14 protein-coding genes are annotated in these 17,609 nt (G+C 63.6%); 11 read left to right on the forward strand and 3 right to left on the reverse strand.

Going from position 1 to position 17,609, the window contains the following annotated elements; translation table 11 throughout:
• Positions 1–9: 9 nt before the first annotated feature.
• From BLS26_RS26430 to BLS26_RS26440, 3 genes are read left to right on the forward strand one after another with little or no spacing between them, the layout of a single operon-like run.
• Positions 10–3,165 carry an efflux RND transporter permease subunit gene (locus BLS26_RS26430; RefSeq protein ID WP_092515492.1) on the forward strand — a complete coding sequence of 1,052 codons (3,156 nt, stop codon included), beginning with the start codon at positions 10–12 and terminating at the stop codon, positions 3,163–3,165.
• A gap of 17 nt (positions 3,166–3,182) precedes the next feature.
• Entirely contained in the window at positions 3,183–3,800 is a 618-nt protein-coding gene (locus tag BLS26_RS26435) for a TetR/AcrR family transcriptional regulator (protein ID WP_092518599.1), read from the forward strand.
• Positions 3,801–3,819: 19 nt separating this feature from the next.
• Positions 3,820–4,443 carry a flavin reductase family protein gene (locus tag BLS26_RS26440; protein ID WP_172804705.1) on the forward strand — a complete coding sequence of 208 codons (624 nt, stop codon included), beginning with the start codon at positions 3,820–3,822 and terminating at the stop codon, positions 4,441–4,443.
• Here BLS26_RS26440 and BLS26_RS26445 read toward each other — a convergent pair whose 3' ends face one another.
• On the reverse strand, positions 4,444–5,760 hold the full coding sequence (locus BLS26_RS26445; protein WP_092518601.1) for a serine hydrolase: 1,317 nt from the start codon (positions 5,758–5,760) through the stop codon (positions 4,444–4,446).
• Between the two features lie 348 nt (positions 5,761–6,108).
• Between BLS26_RS26445 and BLS26_RS26450 the strand changes: the two genes are divergently transcribed.
• The 4 genes from BLS26_RS26450 (at position 6,109) to BLS26_RS26465 (ending at position 12,198) form a co-directional block, all read left to right on the forward strand.
• The gene (locus BLS26_RS26450; protein ID WP_092515494.1) at positions 6,109–8,376 is read left to right on the forward strand and encodes an acyl-CoA dehydrogenase; all 2,268 of its coding nucleotides are present in this window, start codon (positions 6,109–6,111) and stop codon (positions 8,374–8,376) included.
• Positions 8,376–9,659, forward strand: a complete 1,284-nt coding sequence (locus BLS26_RS26455) for an acetyl-CoA C-acetyltransferase (RefSeq protein WP_092515495.1) — start codon at positions 8,376–8,378, stop codon at positions 9,657–9,659. Before BLS26_RS26450 ends, BLS26_RS26455 begins: the two co-directional genes overlap by 1 nt.
• 2 nt (positions 9,660–9,661) lie before the next feature.
• Entirely contained in the window at positions 9,662–11,758 is a 2,097-nt protein-coding gene (locus tag BLS26_RS26460) for a 3-hydroxyacyl-CoA dehydrogenase NAD-binding domain-containing protein (RefSeq protein ID WP_172804706.1), read from the forward strand.
• Between the two features lie 83 nt (positions 11,759–11,841).
• Entirely contained in the window at positions 11,842–12,198 is a 357-nt protein-coding gene (locus tag BLS26_RS26465; protein ID WP_244542036.1) for an acyl-CoA thioesterase, read from the forward strand.
• 81 nt (positions 12,199–12,279) lie between these two features.
• Here the strand turns inward: BLS26_RS26465 and BLS26_RS26470 are convergent, their stop codons facing one another.
• Complete coding sequence (locus BLS26_RS26470) at positions 12,280–12,714, reverse strand: BA14K family protein (RefSeq protein WP_157676594.1); 435 nt, start codon at positions 12,712–12,714, stop codon at positions 12,280–12,282.
• A 267-nt stretch (positions 12,715–12,981) separates the two neighbouring features.
• Between BLS26_RS26470 and BLS26_RS26475 the strand changes: the two genes are divergently transcribed.
• Complete coding sequence (locus tag BLS26_RS26475; RefSeq protein ID WP_092515498.1) at positions 12,982–13,173, forward strand: hypothetical protein; 192 nt, start codon at positions 12,982–12,984, stop codon at positions 13,171–13,173.
• A 62-nt stretch (positions 13,174–13,235) separates the two neighbouring features.
• Here BLS26_RS26475 and BLS26_RS26480 read toward each other — a convergent pair whose 3' ends face one another.
• Positions 13,236–13,712: a nuclear transport factor 2 family protein gene (locus BLS26_RS26480; RefSeq protein WP_092518603.1), complete on the reverse strand. Its 477-nt coding sequence runs from the start codon at positions 13,710–13,712 to the stop codon at positions 13,236–13,238.
• 248 nt (positions 13,713–13,960) lie between these two features.
• Here BLS26_RS26480 and BLS26_RS26485 point away from each other — a divergent pair, with 248 nt between their 5' ends.
• The 3 genes from BLS26_RS26485 (at position 13,961) to BLS26_RS26495 (ending at position 17,606) form a co-directional block, all read left to right on the forward strand.
• Positions 13,961–14,788 carry a DeoR/GlpR family DNA-binding transcription regulator gene (locus BLS26_RS26485; protein ID WP_092515499.1) on the forward strand — a complete coding sequence of 276 codons (828 nt, stop codon included), beginning with the start codon at positions 13,961–13,963 and terminating at the stop codon, positions 14,786–14,788.
• A gap of 194 nt (positions 14,789–14,982) precedes the next feature.
• On the forward strand, positions 14,983–16,527 hold the full coding sequence (gene glpD, locus BLS26_RS26490; RefSeq protein WP_092515500.1) for a glycerol-3-phosphate dehydrogenase: 1,545 nt from the start codon (positions 14,983–14,985) through the stop codon (positions 16,525–16,527).
• On the forward strand, positions 16,524–17,606 hold the full coding sequence (locus tag BLS26_RS26495; RefSeq protein ID WP_092515501.1) for an ABC transporter ATP-binding protein: 1,083 nt from the start codon (positions 16,524–16,526) through the stop codon (positions 17,604–17,606). Before glpD ends, BLS26_RS26495 begins: the two co-directional genes overlap by 4 nt.
• Positions 17,607–17,609: the final 3 nt, after the last annotated feature.

Below are 17,609 nucleotides of genomic sequence, written 5' to 3' on the forward strand. Positions count from 1 at the left end.
GAGAGTGACATGAAGCGCTTCAATCTCTCGGGCTGGGCGGTCAGCCATCCGACCCTGATCCTGTTCCTGATGATCGCGCTGGGCGCAGCCGGCTTCGTCTCCTACCAGAAGCTCGGCCGCGCCGAGGATCCGTTCTTCACGGTCAAGGTGGTCAACGTCTCGGCGATCTGGCCCGGCGCCACCGCCCAGGAAATGCAGACCCAGGTCGCCGATCCCATCGAGAAGAAGCTGCAGGAACTGCCGTTCTTCGAAAAGGTGCAGACCTATTCCAAGCCGGCCTTCACGGCGATGCAGGTCACCTTCAAGGATTCGACCCCGCCAAAGGACGTGCCTTATCTGTTTTACCTGCTGCGCAAGAAGCTGGCCGACGTGCAGGGCCAGCTGCCGGCGGGCCTGCTCGGCCCGGTCGTCAACGACGAGTTCTCCGACGTCGATTCGATCCTCTACATGATGACCGGCGACGGCGCTGATTATGCGCAGTTAAAGAAGACCGCCGAAGGCATGCGCCAGCGGTTGTTGAAGGTGCCCGGGGTCACCAAGGTCGATCTCTACGGCACCCAGGACGAGCGCATCTATGTCGAGTTCTCGCATGCCAAGCTGGCGACGCTCGGCATCACGCCGCAGGCGCTGTTCGATTCGCTCGCCAAGCAGAACAACGTAACCCCGGCCGGCACCGTCGAAACCTCGTCGCAGCGCGTGCCGCTGCGCGTCACCGGTGCGCTCGACGGCGTTAAGGCCGTTGCGGAAACGCCGGTCGAAAGCAACGGCCGCGTGTTCCGTCTGGGCGACATCGCGACCGTCACGCATGGCTATGTCGATCCGCCGACTTTCATCGCCCGTCAGGAGGGCAAGCCCGCGCTCGGCATCGGCGTGGTCACCACCCGCGGCGCCAACATCCTCGAACTCGGCAAGGACGTCGAGAAGGCGGTCGCGGAGTTCATGGCTGCGGTGCCGCAGGGCATTAATGTCGATCAGATCGCCGACCAGCCGAAGGTGGTCGAGCGCGCCGTCGGCGAGTTCGTGCACTCCTTCATCGAGGCGCTCGCGATCGTGCTGTTCGTCTCGTTTGTCGCGCTCGGATGGCGCACCGGCATCGTGGTAGCGGCCTCGGTGCCGCTGGTGCTGGCGATAGTCTTCATCGTCATGAATGCGATGTCGCTCGATCTGCACCGCATCACGCTCGGCGCGCTGATCATCGCGCTCGGCCTCCTGGTCGACGATGCCATCATTGCCGTCGAAATGATGGTGGTGAAAATGGAACAGGGCTGGGACCGCGTGCGCGCGGCGTCCTTTGCCTGGGAATCAACTGCGTTTCCGATGCTCACGGGGACGCTGGTCACGGCCGCTGGCTTCCTCCCCATCGGCTTTGCCAATTCGGCGGTCGGCGAATACGCCGGCGGCATCTTCTGGATCGTGGCGATTGCGCTGGTCGCGTCCTGGTTCGTCGCCGTGATCTTCACGCCCTATATCGGCGTCAAGCTGTTGCCGAACATCACCGTCAGCCATAACCACGATCCGCACGCCGTCTACGAGACCCGAATGTATCGCGGGTTGCGCCGCGTGGTGCAGTGGTGCGTCGATCACCGCGTCAAGGTGGTGGTGGCGACCGTCGGCGTGTTCGTGCTCTCGATCGTCGGCTTCGGTCATGTCCAGCAGCAGTTCTTCCCGCTGTCGGAACGGCCTGAGCTGTTCCTGCAACTGCGCCTGCCCGAAGGCACCGCCTTCAACGTCACGGAAAAGTCCGTGAAGAAGGCCGAGGCGTTGCTCAAGGACGACAAGGATATCGCGACCTACACCTCCTATATCGGCCAGGGTTCGCCGCGCTTCTGGCTCGGCCTCAATCCGCAGCTGCCGAACGAAGCCTTTGCCGAGATCGTGATCGTCTCCAAGGACGTCGAGGCCCGCGAGCGGATCAAGGCGCGGCTCGAGAAGGCCGTCAATGAAGGCGAACTGACCGAGGCGCGGGTGCGCGTCGATCGCTTCAATTTCGGTCCGCCGGTCGGCTTCCCGGTCCAGTTCCGCGTGATCGGCCCCGATCCGAACACGGTGCGTGACATCGCCTACAAGGTGCGCGACGTGATGCGGCAGAACGACAAGACCAAGGACGTTCAGCTCGACTGGAACGAGCAGTCGCCCTACCTGAAGCTGGTCGTGGATCAGGACCGCGCCCGCGCGCTCGGTCTCACCCCGCAGGACGTCTCGCAGGCGCTTGCGATGCTGATCTCGGGTGCGCCGGTCACCACCATTCGCGACGGCATCGAGAAGGTCGGCGTGATCGCGCGCGCGGTGCCGTCCGAACGGCTCGATCTCGGCCGCGTCGGTGACCTCACTGTGACGTCACGCAACGGCGTTGCGGTGCCGCTGCAACAGATCGCCAAAATCGAATATGCCCATGAGGACCCGATCCTGTGGCGGCGCAACCGCGACATGGCGATCACCGTGCGCAGCGACGTCGTCGACGGCGTCCAGGCGCCCGACATCACCAGCCAGATTTCGCCTAAATTGCAGGAAATCCGCGATCATCTCGAGCCGGCCTACCGGATCGAGGCGGGCGGCGCGTTCGAGGAATCCGCCAAGGGCAACGCCTCGATCTTCGTGCTGTTTCCGCTGATGGTGCTGGTCATGCTGACGCTGCTGATGATCCAGTTGCAGAGCTTTTCGCGGCTGATCCTGGTGTTCCTGACCGCACCGCTCGGCATCGTCGGCGCTTCGCTCGGGCTCAATGTCGCCAACCAGCCGTTCGGCTTCGTGGCGCTGCTTGGCCTGATCGCGCTGGCCGGCATGATCATGCGCAACGCGGTGATCCTGGTGGATCAGATCGAGTCCGACGTCGCCCAGGGCCTGACGCGCCGGGAAGCCATCGTCGAAGCCACCGTCCGACGTGCCCGGCCGGTGGTGCTGACGGCGCTGGCCGCCATCCTGGCCATGATCCCGCTGTCGCGCTCGGCCTTCTGGGGCCCGATGGCGATCACCATCATGGGCGGATTGTTTGTTGCAACCTTCCTGACCTTGCTGTACCTGCCGGGCCTCTACGCGCTCTGGTTCCGCAAGAGCCTGGAAGAAAGCGGCGAAATCGAGCAGCCTGATCTTGCGCCGCAGCATCATCCGGCCAAGGATCTGGCGACGCCTCCGCTCGCATTTCCGCTTGCCGATGCCGCGGAATAATTGAAGATTGCTCTGACATGACGCTGACTTCGGAAATCATCGAAACCGACACCCGGGAACGGATTCTCGTGGTGGCGGAGCGTCTGTTCCGGGTGATCGGCTACCAGAAGACCACGGTGGCCGACATCGCCAAGGAACTGCGGATGAGCCCGGCCAACGTCTATCGCTTCTTCGACTCGAAGAAGGCGATCCACGAAGGCGTGGCGCGCGGCCTGATGGGCGAGGTCGAGCAGGCCGCGCAGACCATCGCGTCCACCGGCGGCCCGGCGGCGAGCCGCCTGCGCGAACTGATGACCTCGATCCACCACATGAATGCGGAACGCTATGTCGGCAATTCCAAGCTGCATGAGATGGTCGAGATCGCGATGGAGGAAAGCTGGGACGTCTGCGTGGCCCATATGGAGCGGATCACCGGAACTATCGGTAGCGTTATCGCCGAGGGCGCAGCCTCCGGAGAGTTCGAGGTTACCGACGTGCCGTTGGCGGCGCTTTGCACCTGCACGGCGATGATGCGGTTCTTCCACCCGCAAATGATCGCCCAGTGTGCCAACAAGCCGGGCCCGTCGATCGACGAAATGATCGACTTTGTGATCGCGGGATTGTCGCCGCATGCTAAAGGAGCGGTCCGGAATTGAGCAACAAGGACCGCCAGCCGTGACCAGCCAAGACCTGCATTATTACGAACCCAAAAACGGCCACGGCCTCAAGCACGACCCCTTCAACGCCATCATCGCGCCGCGCCCGATCGGCTGGATTTCGTCGCGGGACGGCAAGGGCAACGTCAACTTGGCGCCCTACAGCTTCTTCAACGGCTTCTGTTACACGCCGCCGATCATCGGCTTTTCCTCGACGTCCTGGAAGGACACCGTCCAGAACGTCAAGGATACCGGCGAATTCATCTGGAATCTCGCCACCGTGGATCTGGCGAAACACATGAACGCCACGGCCGCCCATGTTGCCCCTGATGTCAGCGAGTTTCAGATCGCCGGATTGACGGCGGTGCCCGGCAAGCTCGTCAACGTGCCGCGGGTGGCTGAAAGCCCGGTCGCTTTCGAATGCAAGTTGACGGAGATCATCCAGTTGAAGGGCGCCAATGGCGAAAAGGCCAGCGCCTGGCTGACGCTGGGTGAAGTGGTTGCCGTCCACATCGACAAGGCCATGATCAAGGACGGCGTCTATATCACGGCACTGGCAAAGCCCATCGTGCGCGCCGGCCGCCGCGGCGATTATTTCACGGTCAAGCCGGAAGACATGTTCGAGATGATCCGGCCGGATTGATCACTTTTCCTTGCCGCCGTCTTTGCTGTTTTCTTGGCTGAACGCGTCATAAACCAGCTTCTTGAACGCGGGCGTGATGCGTGCGCGTTCGTTCTGGGTCTGCTCCAGCAGGATATAGATCATGTCGAGGTTCGGATCGACGCCGAAATAAGTGCCGCTGCCGCTGTCCCATTTGAGTTCGCCGATTGAGCCCGGCGGCGGCGGTCGGGCATTGCCGGGATCGGTGCGCACGGCGAGGCCATAACCGTAGCCAAAGCCATCGCCTGGAAAATAGTAATAGTCCCGCGCGACACCGGAACCGGCTCCGACATGGTCTGATGTCATCGTCTTGAAAGCCGCCGGGCCAAGATATCGTTTTCCGTCAAGCTGGCCGCCGTTGAGCAGCATCTGGGCAAAGCGAGCGTAGTCGGTCAGGGAGGATACCAGCCCGCCACCGCCGGATTCCCATTCCGGATGGGCGCGGCGTTCGGTCTCGGCGTCTTTCAGGACGGTATCATCAGGCAACGGCTCCGCCATTCGCGCGCGTTCGCCGGCGTTGTCGAGCACGAACTTGGTGCTGGTCATGCCAAGCGGATCGAAGATGTGCTGCTTTTCGAACTGGTACAGCGTCTGTCCGGATACGATCTCGATGATGCGGCCGATGACGTCGGTCGAATGGCCGTAGCGCCAGAGCGTCCCGGGCTGCCGCGCCAACGGCAATTTTGCAATGCGATCGGCAAACGTCTTGTTGTCGTAACGCCCGTTGAAAAGCCCGGCTTCGGAATAGGCCTTCATGATCAGCTTGCCGCCGATATACTCGTAGGTGATGCCCGACGTTTGGCGCAGCAAGTCCGCGATCGTGATCGGCCGGTCCGGTGGAACGAGTTTCAGTGCAGCCGCTCCATCTGCCGCGACCCCGACCTTCACATCGGCAAACGCCGGGATGAATTTCGAGGCCGGATCCGACAGCGACATCTTGCCGGCGTCGATCAACATCATTGCCGCCAGACTGGTGATCGGCTTGGTCATCGAATGCAGCGCAAAGATCGTATCCGGCGTCATCGGCGCCTTGGTGGCGACGTCCTGAACGCCGAAGCACTTCAGGTAGACCGGCTTGCCATGCTGCTGGATCAACACGACGGCGCCGGGCAATTTCCCCGAGGCAATTTCGTTGTCGAAGAATTCGGTGATGCGATCGAGCTTGTCCGGCGACGGGGCAGGCGTGTCGGCCGCACGGCTTGTCGAGGCGGCGCACCAGATCGCGACCGAGATCGCCGCAACCGCAATCGATCGGGCGCAGGACGCACGGGATCCGAAGATCGCAGGATGAGCCGACATCGCCATGAGGTCTTCGCTTCAAAGCAATCGATCTGGACAGCGTGAGCATTACCATAGCAATGCCCTGACCCGGTTCAGCATTTCGTAGAGTTGTCCGATCGCTCAGCGAGAGGGACCGGCCGCGGGGGCGGATTTCCGTCGGCCAGGAAACATGTCCATCCCGCCCAAGCGACGGAAAATGCAGCCATTTCGGAACCGAAACGGGCTACCGCCGTTATCGGTTGGTTCATCAATTTCGCTTCATTCCCGCCGCGAAGTGCCCCCGAATCCTGCGCCATCAGCTAGGATGAACCGTCGTTTGGCTTAAGGTGCGGCGCCAGCCGCGCCGCCAACCATGAGGTGATCGCCATGAGCTTCCGCCGCGACTTCATCACCAAACCGATCTTCTCCTGGGCGCACGGCGTATTGCCCACGATGTCCGACACCGAGCGCGAGGCGCTGGAGGCCGGCGATGTCTGGTGGGACGCCGACCTCTTCACCGGTAATCCGGACTGGTCGAAACTGCTGGCGACCGCGCCGGCCACGTTGACCGACGAGGAGCGCGCCTTCCTCCACGGCCCGGTCGACGAGCTCTGCGCCATGCTCGATGAGTGGAAGATCTGCTGGGAATGGCGCGATCTGCCGCCGGAAGTCTGGTCCTTCATCAAGGCCAAAAAATTCTTCGGCATGATCATTCCGAAGGAGCATGGCGGGCTCGGTTTCTCGCCCTACGCGCATTCCGAAGTGGTGCGCAAGATTTCGTCGCGGTCGCTGACCGCAGCCGTCACCGTGATGGTGCCGAACTCGCTCGGGCCGGGCGAACTCCTGATGCGCTTCGGCACCACGGAGCAGCAGCAACAATGGCTGCCGCGGCTCGCCGACGGCCGCGACATTCCTTGTTTCGGATTGACCAGCCCCGAGGCCGGCTCGGATGCGGCGTCGATGATCGACACCGGCATCATCTGCAAGGGCGAGTTCGAAGGCCGCGAAGTGCTCGGCCTGCGGCTGAACTGGCACAAGCGCTACATCACGCTCGGACCGGTCGCGACGCTGCTTGGGCTTGCCTTCAAGGCCTATGACCCCGATCATCTCGTCGGTCAGCAAGAAGACCTCGGAATCTCCGTGGCGCTGATTCCGACCCATCTGCCCGGCGTTCAGATCGGCCATCGCCATCTGCCGGCGATGCAGGTGTTTCAGAACGGCCCGAACTGGGGCCACGATGTCTTTATCCCGATGGACTACATCATCGGCGGCCAGGAGCGGCTCGGCCAGGGCTGGAAGATGTTGATGACGGCGCTTGCCGCCGGCCGCGGCATTTCGCTGCCCTCGCTTTCGGCGGCAGGCGCGGCCTATGCCGCGCGCACATCAGGCGCTTATGCGCGCATTCGCGAGCAGTTCGGAATCTCGATCAGCAAGTTCGAAGGCATCGAGGAGCCGCTCGCGCGCATCGCCGGCACCGCCTATCTGCTCGACGCGGCGCGGCGGCTGACCTGTGCGGCGCTCAACCAGGGCCATCATCCCGCGGTCATTTCCGGCATCATGAAGCTACACGCCACCGAGCGGATGCGGATCGCGATCGACGACGCCATGGACATCCACGGCGGCAAGGCCGTGATCGACGGCCCGCAGAACTACATGGGCAATCTCTACCGTTCGGTGCCGGTCGGCATCACCGTCGAGGGCGCCAATATCCTGACCCGCAACCTGATCGTGTTCGGGCAGGGCGCGATCCGCGCACATCCTTATCTCCTGGAAGAGATGAACGCGCTCGGCGAACCCGATCGTGTCAAGGGCCTCGACGCCTTCGACAAGTCGTTCTGGGCCCATGTCGGTCACAGTTTTACGACCATGTTCCGCGCCTGGGGCCGCAGCTGGACCGGCGGCCTGTTTGCGCCGGCGCCCGATGCCGGCGAAGCGACGCCGTTCTATCGCCAGCTGTCGCGCTATTCGTCGGCGTTTGCGCTGTGCGCCGACATGGCGCTGCTGACCTTGGGTGGCGCGCTCAAGCGCAAGGAGATGCTGTCCGCGCGCTTTGGCGATATTCTGTCCGAGCTATATCTGCTGTCGGCAGTGCTGAAGCGCTGGCAGGACGAGGGGCGCCAACAAGCGGATCTGCCCGCGCTCGAATGGTGCATGGCGAGCGGCTTCCGTACCATCGAGAACCGTTTGGCCGAAATTCTCGCCAACCTGCCGAACCGGTTCGTGGCGGTGATCCTGAAATTCCTGATCCAGCCGTTCGGTGCCAACGTGCGCGGCCCCTCCGATCTGGTCGTACATCAATGCGCGCAACTGGTGCTGGAGCCATCGGCGGCGCGCGACCGGCTGACACCTGATCTGTCGCATGTCGACGATGACGGTGGCGTTGCCCGGCTCGAAAAAGCGTTCCTGCTGGTCACCGCCGCGGAGGATATTTCAAAGCAGATGCACGCCGCGCGCCTGCACGATTGGAAGGAAGCCATGAAGAAAGGCGTCATTACCCAGGCGGAGGGCGAAAAGCTTGCGGCGGCGCATGAGGCCGTTGCCAAAGTGATTGAAGTCGACGATTTCGCGCCGGAGGCGCTGTCGCCGATTTACAAGAAGCCTGCCGAAGTGCATCAATTCTTTCAGGAACTGGGTGATCAGAGGGCAGCGAGCTGATGGCGCGACCGGTCTTTATCGTCGACGGCAGCCGGACGCCGTTCCTGAAAGCACGTTCCGGTCCAGGCCCGTTCTCGCCGGTCGATCTCGCCGTGCAATGCGGGCGGCCGTTGTTGGCGCGGCAGCCGTTTGCGCCCACAGCCTTCGACCAGGTCATCCTCGGCTGCGTCAATGTCATCGCCGATGAGATGAACCCGGCGCGCGTCGCCGCGCTCCGGCTCGGCATGGGCGAGAGGATGGTCGCCTTCACCGTGCAGATCAATTGCGGCTCCGGCATGCAGTCGATCGACACTGGTTACCGCTACATCCGCGAAGGCGTGTCCGACCTGATCCTGGCCGGCGGCGCCGAGGCGCTGAGCCACGCGCCGCTGGTGTGGTCGCAGCAGGGCGTGCGCTGGTTTGCTGGCCTGGCCGGCGCCAAGGGTATCGGCGCCAAGATCATGGCGGCGCTGAGGGTACGGCCGAGCTATCTCAAGCCGATCATCGGCCTCGAACGCGGGCTGACCGATCCCATCACCGAACTCAACATGGGGCAGACCGCCGAAGTGGTCGGGCACCTCTTCGGCGTCACCCGCGCGCAATCCGACGTCTATGCCGCCGAAAGCCACAAGCGGCTGGCCAACGCGCAAAGCCAAGGCTGGCTCAAGGGTGAGGTTGAAACCGCGTTCGGCCGCGACGGCAAATTCTACGATCACGACGACGGCGTGCGGCCGGACTCGACGCCGGAAACTCTTGCAAAACTGAAGCCGGTGTTTGAACGGCCCTGGGGCAAGGTCACCGCCGGCAACTCCTCGCAGATTACCGACGGTGCGTCCTGGGTGATCCTTGCGTCCGAGGAGGCCGTCGCCAAGCACGGGCTGACGCCGAAGGCGGTCATCCTCGACAGCCAGTGGTCGGCGCTCGATCCCGGGATCATGGGGCTCGGCCCCGTGCTGTCGGCGACCGAGCTTCTCAAGCGCAACAGCCTGACCTTGCAGGATATCGAGACCTGGGAATTGAACGAGGCTTTTGCGACGCAGGTGCTGGGCTGTCTCGCCGCCTGGAAGGACGAAAAGTTCTGCAAGGAAATTCTCGGCCTCGAAGGTGCGGCCGGCGAGATCGATCAGACCAAAATGAACGTCGATGGCGGCGCCATCAGCCTCGGTCATCCCGTCGGCTGCAGCGGCAACCGCATCGTGCTGCATCTGGTCAACGCGATGAAGCGGCTGGGGACACGGCGCGGCATCGCCACCGAATGCATCGGTGGCGGGCAGGGCGGCGCGATGCTGATAGAGATGGTGTGACCATGGACTCAGTGATCATGGACCTTCTCGGCGATCGCGTACTCGAACTCGGGCCGAAACCCGATGCCAGCGGGCCGTACAAAAATTTCAAGCTGACCCGCGACGCGGACGGCGTCGCCTGGCTGTTGTTCGACCGTGACGGGGCCAGCGCCAATACGCTGTCGGCCGATCTGCTCGAAGAGCTCGACAAGGTGCTGGCCGAGCTCGAAAGTGCACGGCCGACCGGGCTTGTCGTTCGCTCCGCCAAGACATCCGGCTTCATTGCCGGCGCCGACGTCAACGAATTCCGCGGCGTGACCGACGCCGGCGCGATCGAGACCCAGATCGGCCGGGCACATGCGGTGATCGACCGGATGGAGGCGCTGCGCATCCCGACCGTCGCTGTCGTCCACGGCTTCTGCCTCGGCGGTGGTCTTGAGGTGGCGCTGGCCTGCCAGATGCGGATCGCGATCGATGATGCGCGGTTTGGCTTCCCGGAAGTGATGCTCGGCCTGCATCCCGGCCTCGGCGGCACCGTGCGCTTCACGCATCTGGTCAATCCGATGCAGGCGATGACCTTGATGCTGACCGGCAAGACCATCGATGCGCGGAAAGCGCGATCGTTGGGATTGGTCGATGCCGTCACGCAGGAGCGTCACGTTCGCGGCGCGGTAAAGGATGCGATGGCGGGCCGCCTCACGCGCGCGCGGCCTGGGCTGCTCAACACCATACTCAACCTCGGTCCGGTGCGCGGGCTGCTTGCCTCGCGGATGCGCGCCGAGGCCGGCAAGGCCGCACCCGAGGAGCACTATCCCGCACCTTATGCGCTGATCGATCTCTGGGAAAAGCACGGCGGCGACAAGGCGGCGATGCTCACCGCCGAGAAGGCATCGTTCGCCCGGTTGATGGTGACGCCATCAGCGCAGAACCTGATCCGGGTGTTCTTCCTGCGCGAGCAGATGAAGAAGCTCGCCGGCACCGGCAACAAGATTGCGCATGTCCACGTGATCGGCGCCGGTGCGATGGGCGGCGACATCGCGGCCTGGTGCGCCGGCCAGGACATGCGGGTCACGCTCGCCGACATGAAGCCGGAGCCGATCGCCGGCGCCATCAAGCGCGCGTCGGAATTGTTCGGAAAGATCCTGCGTAAGCGCACCGACGTCCGCGATGCACTGGACAGGCTGATGCCGGACATGCAGGCAGAAGGCGTCCGCAACGCCGATCTCATCATCGAGGCGGTGCCGGAAAAGCTGGAATTGAAGCAGAAGGTCTATGCCGGCCTGGAGCCGAAGATGAAGCCCGGCGCGATCCTCGCCACCAACACGTCGAGCATTCCGCTGCAGGATTTACGCACCACCTTGCAGAAACCCGAGCGGCTGCTTGGGCTGCATTTCTTCAACCCGGTGTCGCGGCTTCAATTGGTTGAAGTGGTCAGCCACGACGGCACAGATGTGCAATTGCTGAAGGAGGCGCTGGCCTTTGTCGGCGCCATCGACCGGCTGCCGTTGCCGGTGAAGAGTTCACCCGGCTTTCTCGTCAACCGTGCGCTGACGCCCTACATGCTGGAAGCGATGGTGATGCTCGACGAGAAGGTCGACAAATCAGTCATCGACGCCGCGGCCAAAAAGTTCGGCATGCCGATGGGCCCGATCGAACTCGCCGATCAGGTCGGTCTCGATATCTGCTTGGATGTCGGCGACATGCTGCGCTCGAAATTCGGCGATATGCTGCCGCCGACGCCGGCCTGGCTGCGCGAAAAGGTCGCGAGAGGCGAACTCGGCCGCAAGACCGGCAAGGGCTTTTACATCTGGAAGGACGGCAAGGCCGATACCGCGCCGACGGCGTCGTCGGCCGGCCAGCCTTCGCCCGAAATGATCGACCGGCTGATCCTGCCGATGTCCAATGTCTGCGTCGCGTCCTTGCGCGAAGGCATCGTCGACAATGCCGACGTGGTCGACGGTGCCGTCATCTTCGGTACCGGTTACGCGCCGTTCCGCGGCGGTCCGTTGAATTATGCGCGCAGCCGCGGCGTCGAAAACGTGGTCTCGACCTTGCGCGCGCTGACTGAAAAATTCGGCGGCCGGTTCACGCCCGATGCCGGCTGGGAGAATTTCAAGTGACCGATACCCAAGTGACTCACGTCCACGCGCCGGCGACCACCGAAATCGAGCCGAGCGGCGATCTCTGCATCCGCACGCTGGCGATGCCGGCCGACACCAACGCCAACGGCGATATCTTCGGCGGCTGGCTGCTCGGCCAGATGGATCTCGGCGGCGGGGTGTTCGCTTCCAAGATCGCGAAATCGCCTACCGTTACCGTCGCGATCGAGGCGATGAATTTTCGTAAAGCGGTTTATGTCGGCGATCTCGTTTCCGTTCACGCCAGTCTGGTGCGGATCGGCCGGACCTCGGTCACGGTCCATCTCGAGGCCTGGGCACTGCGGCGCCGGGAGATGGTGCCGATCCTGGTGACGGACGGCAATTTCACCTACGTCTCGATCGACGATCAGGGCCGTCCGCAGCCGATCGCGCAGGCCGGACCTCCACCGATCCCGGCGTAAGCGCAGCAGCATTCCCAAACGAAAAACCACCCCGCAGGTCATGCGGGGTGGTCATTGTTCCGATTGGATCAGACCCAAGCCCTACGGGCAGGGACGCTCGTAGCCGTCACGGCCGATGAACGTGCCACGGCGCGGATCGTAGGAGGGCGAGTAGGTGCAGCGCGGGCGCGGCGGTTCGACATAAGCCCGCGGCGGCGGACCGTCGTATTCGGCGGTCTGGCAGTAACGGCCGGAAACCGCGACCCAGCCGCCGGGCTGCTCCACGTAGCATCCGCCTTGGTAATAGCGGTAGCCGCCCGCGCGACGCTCGCCCTCGGAGGCAATCGCGGCACCGGTGCCGGCGCCGATGATCGCACCAGCCGCCGCACCGCCACGGCCACCGAGCGCGCCGCCGACGATCCCGCCGAGCACGCCGCCGGCGATCGCACCACCGACCGCATCCTGCGCCGCGGCCTCCTGAACGGGCCCGCACACCGCGAGGGCCAGAAGCGCCGAAAGCGCAAATTTCGAAATCATGTCCATTTCTCCCTGCTGACAGGCCCTTCATAGCAAAGATTCGTCGGGAACACAGCGGCAGCCTGGCCGCGATTCCCGAGGGGAATAAGGCAAAAATACGCCTGACGGCACATGAGATGTGGCGACGTCCGCACGCCCACTGTTGTCATCGCCTGCTTCGCGACTGACACGGCCCGGTTGCACGCGAAGACGCCACGGCTTCGTCACACGCCCGGAACAATCAGCCCCTACATCCGTTGCAAGCAGCGAATCAACCAAGGCCAGGCAATGTCGGATACGTTCATCATCGAAGTTTCGTCGCAACCCGCAGGCATCGTCGTGCGCGGTCCCGGCGGTTTCCGGTTCTTTGCCGCGTCGCACCGTTTCAACCGGCTGGAAGGTCAGGTGTTTCGCAACGCGCGCGAGGCCGAGCGCGCGGCGACCCGTCTCGCCGGCGGCGTGCTGCCGACAGCGGCGTAACCGCCGGGTCTTGCGAAACGGGCCTTGCCAAGCCGGCTTCGCCTGAAAACGGCGGTCCGTCGTCAGAGCTTGGTGGAGGCGCGCGACAGAAGTTTCCAGTCCGCACCCTGCTTCTGCCAGTTCATCAGGATGTGCAGATTGGTGGAGCTCTTCTTGCCGTCGGCAACGGCTTCAGCTTCGCCCACCCAGTGGAAGCGCACGATCGCCGCCGGGCCGACCACGGCAATCTTGGTGTCCTGATATTCCAGCGACAGGACTTTCGATTTTCCGTTGGTGGCGTTGGCGATGAAGGTCGCCTTGTCCTCGACGCGGCCGTCGGAGTGGCTGTAACTAAGTTCGGCGGCACACAGCGCGGCGAGCGCCTCGGCGTTGGCTGATATCTGGGCCTTGCGAAATGCCTCGACGTTCTTCGCAACCGCATCTTCATCGGCGCCGGCCAAAGCTGGAGTAATGAAGGCTGGCGCAATCAAGCCTGGAACAATGCTGAGCAGGCCGAGAGCGAGAGCAGGCAAAGCAAGCTGACGTCGATCGATGTTCATCGCTTCCTCCATTTTTTGGCTGTGCAACCAGTGTTGCAGCCGCGCGTTGTTTTGTCGAGGATTGTGCATGGTGCGGTTGCGAACGGCAGGTGCCGCTTCCGGCGCCAATCGTCTTAACCAGGTTTGGTTGTTTCGCCCGGCTGGCCGCCCTTGCAACCGATCTCCCTCGTTGACCGCATCGCCAAACCGCCGCACCATAAGGGCCTCATTTCCAGGGTGCTGCCAAAGGGGCTGCCGAGGGAGCTGCAATGGCCGGATTGTCCAACCGCCAGACCGAAATCCTCAATATCGCCCGCGCCTCCGGCCGCGTGATCGTGGAGGATCTGGCGCGGCGTTTCGAGGTGTCGGCGCAGACCATCCGCAAGGATCTCAACGACCTCTGCGATCAGCGTTCGCTGACGCGGATCCATGGCGGCGCCATCATCGCCTCCGGCGTCGAAAACCTCGCTTATGAGGCGCGACGCTTTGTCGCCGCCGAGGAGAAGCGGGCGATCGGGATCGCCGCGGCGTCGCGGATTCCGAACGGCTGCTCGCTGTTCATCAACATCGGCACCACGACCGAAGAAGTCGCGAGCGCGCTGACCTCGCATGAGGACCTGCTCGTCATCACCAACAACCTAAATGTCGCGATGCTGCTGTACCGGCACCCGCGCATCGAGGTCATCGTGGCCGGCGGCGCGGTGCGCCGCGCCGATGGTGCGGTGATTGGTTCCACCGCGATCAGTCTCATTGGCCAGTTCAAGGTCGATTACGCCATCATCGGTGCTTCGGCGATCGACGAGGAGGGCGCGCTCTTGGACTTCGACTATCGCGAGGTGCAGGCGGCGCAAGCCATCATCGCCAACGCGCGCAGCGTCATGCTGGTGGCGGACTCGACAAAACTTCGCCGAAGCGCGCCGGTTCGCATCGCCCATATCAGCCAGATCCAGACCTTCGTCACCGACGCCGCGCTACCCGCCGGCCTCGCCAACATCTGCCACAGCAGAGGCATCGAGGTGGTCGAGGCGATGGACAAGCCCGCCGCCGATATCGATGACCAGGCGGCGGAGCCGTCGACGGTGGTGCGGCTGAAGTAGGGGTCGCGCGAATGCGCGCCCGATGACAGGCTCCGCGGCGTCTCGATGGATGCTGGCCGCCCTCTACACCACCGCGTTCGGAAAATTCCACAGCGGGTTCCTCACTTTCGCTTGCTTTCGTTTTCCGTTGTGATTTAATCGAATCCGAAAGCGAAATCGCCGAAGTGAACGGGCGACCGCCGGGGAAGCGATCTTTGGACAGGGTATTCGACCTCGCCATCATTGGAGGCGGCATTAACGGCTGCGGCATCGCGCGCGATGCGGCGGGCCGGGGTAATTCTGTTTTCCTATGTGAAATGAATGACTTGGCTAGCGGGACGTCGTCCTGGTCGACCAAGCTGGTACATGGCGGTCTGCGCTATCTCGAATATTACGAGTTCCGGCTGGTCCGCGAGGCGCTGATCGAGCGCGAAATCCTCTGGCAGATCGCGCCGCATATCATTCGCCCGCTGCGTTTCGTTTTGCCGCACCATTCCGGATTGCGACCGGCCTGGCTGCTCAGGCTGGGGTTGTTTCTGTACGATCACATCGGCGGCCGGCATTTGCTCCCGCCGACCCGCTCGGTCGATCTCGCCCATGACGAGGTGGGAAAACCCTTGATCGCCAACCGTTACACCAAGGGCTTTGAATATTCCGATTGCTTCGTCGACGACGCGCGCCTGGTCGTGCTCACCGCGCGCGATGCGGCGGATCGCGGCGCCGAAATTCACACCCGCACCCGCGCGGTCGAGATCCGGCAGGCCGACGGCATCTGGCAGGTCACCGTCGAGAACACCATCAGCGGTGCGCGCACCACCATCAACGCCCGCGCACTGGTCAATGCCGGCGGTCCCTGGGTCGAGCAGGTGCTGTCGTCCGGCTCCGGCGTCAACGCGCGCGCCAAAGTACGGCTGGTGCAGGGCTCCCACATCGTGGTGCGCAAGCTCTATGAGCACGACCGCGCCTACATGTTCCAGAACGCCGATGGCCGCATCATCTTCGTCATTCCCTACCAGGACGATTTCACGCTGATCGGAACCACCGATCGCGATTACGACGGCGATCCTTCGAAGGTGAAGGCGTCGAACGAGGAGATCCAGTATCTCTGCGCCTCCGCCAGCGAATATCTGAAAAATCCGGTCACGCCGGAAGACGTGGTCTGGACCTATTCCGGTGTCCGCCCGCTGTATGACGATGGCGCCAGCGAAGCCAAGGCCGCGACCCGCGATTACGTGTTCGAACTCGATACGCCGGGCGGTGCGCCGCTGCTGTCGATCTATGGCGGCAAGATCACGACCTATCGGCGTCTGGCCGAAGAGGCATTGGAACGGCTCGCGCCGTACCTGCGTAGCGCCAAGGCCAAGGAAGGCTGGACCGGCAAGCAACCGCTGCCCGGCGGCGACATGGATGTCTCGGCGATTGCGGCGCTGACTGCGGAACTGGTGCGGAAATATTCGTTTCTCCCGTCCGCCCATGCCAACCGGATGGCGCACGCCTATGGCACCCGCGCCGCCAAGGTTTTAGGCAGTGCGAAATCGATGGCCGATCTCGGCCAGTCATTCGGCGCCAGCTTGACGGAAAGCGAAGTCAGGTACCTGATGTCGGCGGAATGGGCCTGTACCGCCGAAGACGTGGTGTGGCGCCGGTCCAAGCTCGGCTTGCGGCTGTCATCCGACCAAATCGCCGCGCTCGATGCATGGATCGCCGCCAACCGCGCCGCCGGCGAACGTCCCCTACGTGAAGCGGGAGGACGGACATGAGCGTCACGCTCGAACATGTCACGCGCACCGTGGATGGCATCCCGACCATTCGCGATGTCTCGCTGACGCTCGACCGCGGTACGCTGAGCGTGCTGCTCGGGCCGACGCTGTCGGGCAAGACCTCGATCATGCGGCTGCTCGCCGGTCTCGACAAGCCATCCGCAGGCCGCGTGCTGGTCGATGGCAAGGACGTGACCGGCGCCGACGTGCGGCAACGCTCGGTCGCGATGGTCTACCAGCAATTCATCAATTATCCCTCGCTGACGGTCTACGAGAACATCGCCTCGCCCTTGCGCGTGCAGGGCAAGCCGCGCGGCGAGATCGAAAAGCGGGTGCAGGAGGCGGCCAGCCTGTTGCGGCTCGAGCCGTATCTGCAGCGCACGCCGCTGCAACTGTCCGGCGGCCAGCAGCAGCGCACCGCGATCGCCCGCGCGCTGGTCAAGGGCGCCGATCTGGTGCTGCTCGACGAGCCGCTCGCCAATCTTGATTACAAGCTGCGCGAGGAGTTGCGCACCGAACTGCCGCGCATCTTCGAGGCGTCGGGCGCGATCTTCGTCTATGCGACCACCGAGCCCTCCGAAGCGCTGCTGCTCGGCGGCGACACGCTCTGCATGTGGGAAGGCCAGGTGCTGCAGGCCGGCAATACCTCAAAAGTCTATCGCCAGCCCGACACGCTGCGGGTGGCGCAGGTGTTTTCCGATCCGCCGCTCAACCTCGTCGGCATCGAGAAGAAAAGCGGTTCGGTCCAATACGCCGGCGGCATCCAGGCGCCTGCTAGCGGACTCTACGCGTCGCTGGCCGATGGACCCTATCGCGTCGGCTTCCGCGCGCATCAGTTGGAAGTGGCGAACGGCATTGCCGGCCGTCATGCGTTCCAGGCAACCGTCACCGTGACCGAGATTACCGGTTCGGAAAGTTTTGTGCATCTCAACCGCGATGCGTCGAACTGGGTGGCAGTGCTGCAGGGCGTCCATGAATACGAACCCGGCCACGTGCTCGATGCCGTGCTCGATCCCGACAATGTTTTTGTGTTCGACGCCGCCGACCGGCTGGTCGCGGCACCCAGCAAAGCAATTTGAGGG

Origin of the sequence: Afipia sp. GAS231 (genome assembly GCF_900103365.1) — a bacterium.
In the GTDB taxonomy this organism is placed as follows: domain Bacteria; phylum Pseudomonadota; class Alphaproteobacteria; order Rhizobiales; family Xanthobacteraceae; genus Bradyrhizobium.

Coding starts and splice junctions, on each gene's coding strand:
- BLS26_RS26430 (WP_092515492.1), top strand. CDS start 10: ATGAAGCGCTTCAATCTCTCGGGCTGGGCGGTCAGCCATCCGACCCTG.
- BLS26_RS26435 (WP_092518599.1), top strand. CDS start 3,183: ATGACGCTGACTTCGGAAATCATCGAAACCGACACCCGGGAACGGATT.
- BLS26_RS26445 (WP_092518601.1), bottom strand. CDS start 5,760: ATGTCGGCTCATCCTGCGATCTTCGGATCCCGTGCGTCCTGCGCCCGA.
- BLS26_RS26450 (WP_092515494.1), top strand. CDS start 6,109: ATGAGCTTCCGCCGCGACTTCATCACCAAACCGATCTTCTCCTGGGCG.
- BLS26_RS26455 (WP_092515495.1), top strand. CDS start 8,376: ATGGCGCGACCGGTCTTTATCGTCGACGGCAGCCGGACGCCGTTCCTG.
- BLS26_RS26460 (WP_172804706.1), top strand. CDS start 9,662: ATGGACTCAGTGATCATGGACCTTCTCGGCGATCGCGTACTCGAACTC.
- BLS26_RS26465 (WP_244542036.1), top strand. CDS start 11,842: ATGCCGGCCGACACCAACGCCAACGGCGATATCTTCGGCGGCTGGCTG.
- BLS26_RS26470 (WP_157676594.1), bottom strand. CDS start 12,714: ATGATTTCGAAATTTGCGCTTTCGGCGCTTCTGGCCCTCGCGGTGTGC.
- BLS26_RS26475 (WP_092515498.1), top strand. CDS start 12,982: ATGTCGGATACGTTCATCATCGAAGTTTCGTCGCAACCCGCAGGCATC.
- BLS26_RS26480 (WP_092518603.1), bottom strand. CDS start 13,712: ATGAACATCGATCGACGTCAGCTTGCTTTGCCTGCTCTCGCTCTCGGC.
- BLS26_RS26485 (WP_092515499.1), top strand. CDS start 13,961: ATGGCCGGATTGTCCAACCGCCAGACCGAAATCCTCAATATCGCCCGC.
- BLS26_RS26495 (WP_092515501.1), top strand. CDS start 16,524: ATGAGCGTCACGCTCGAACATGTCACGCGCACCGTGGATGGCATCCCG.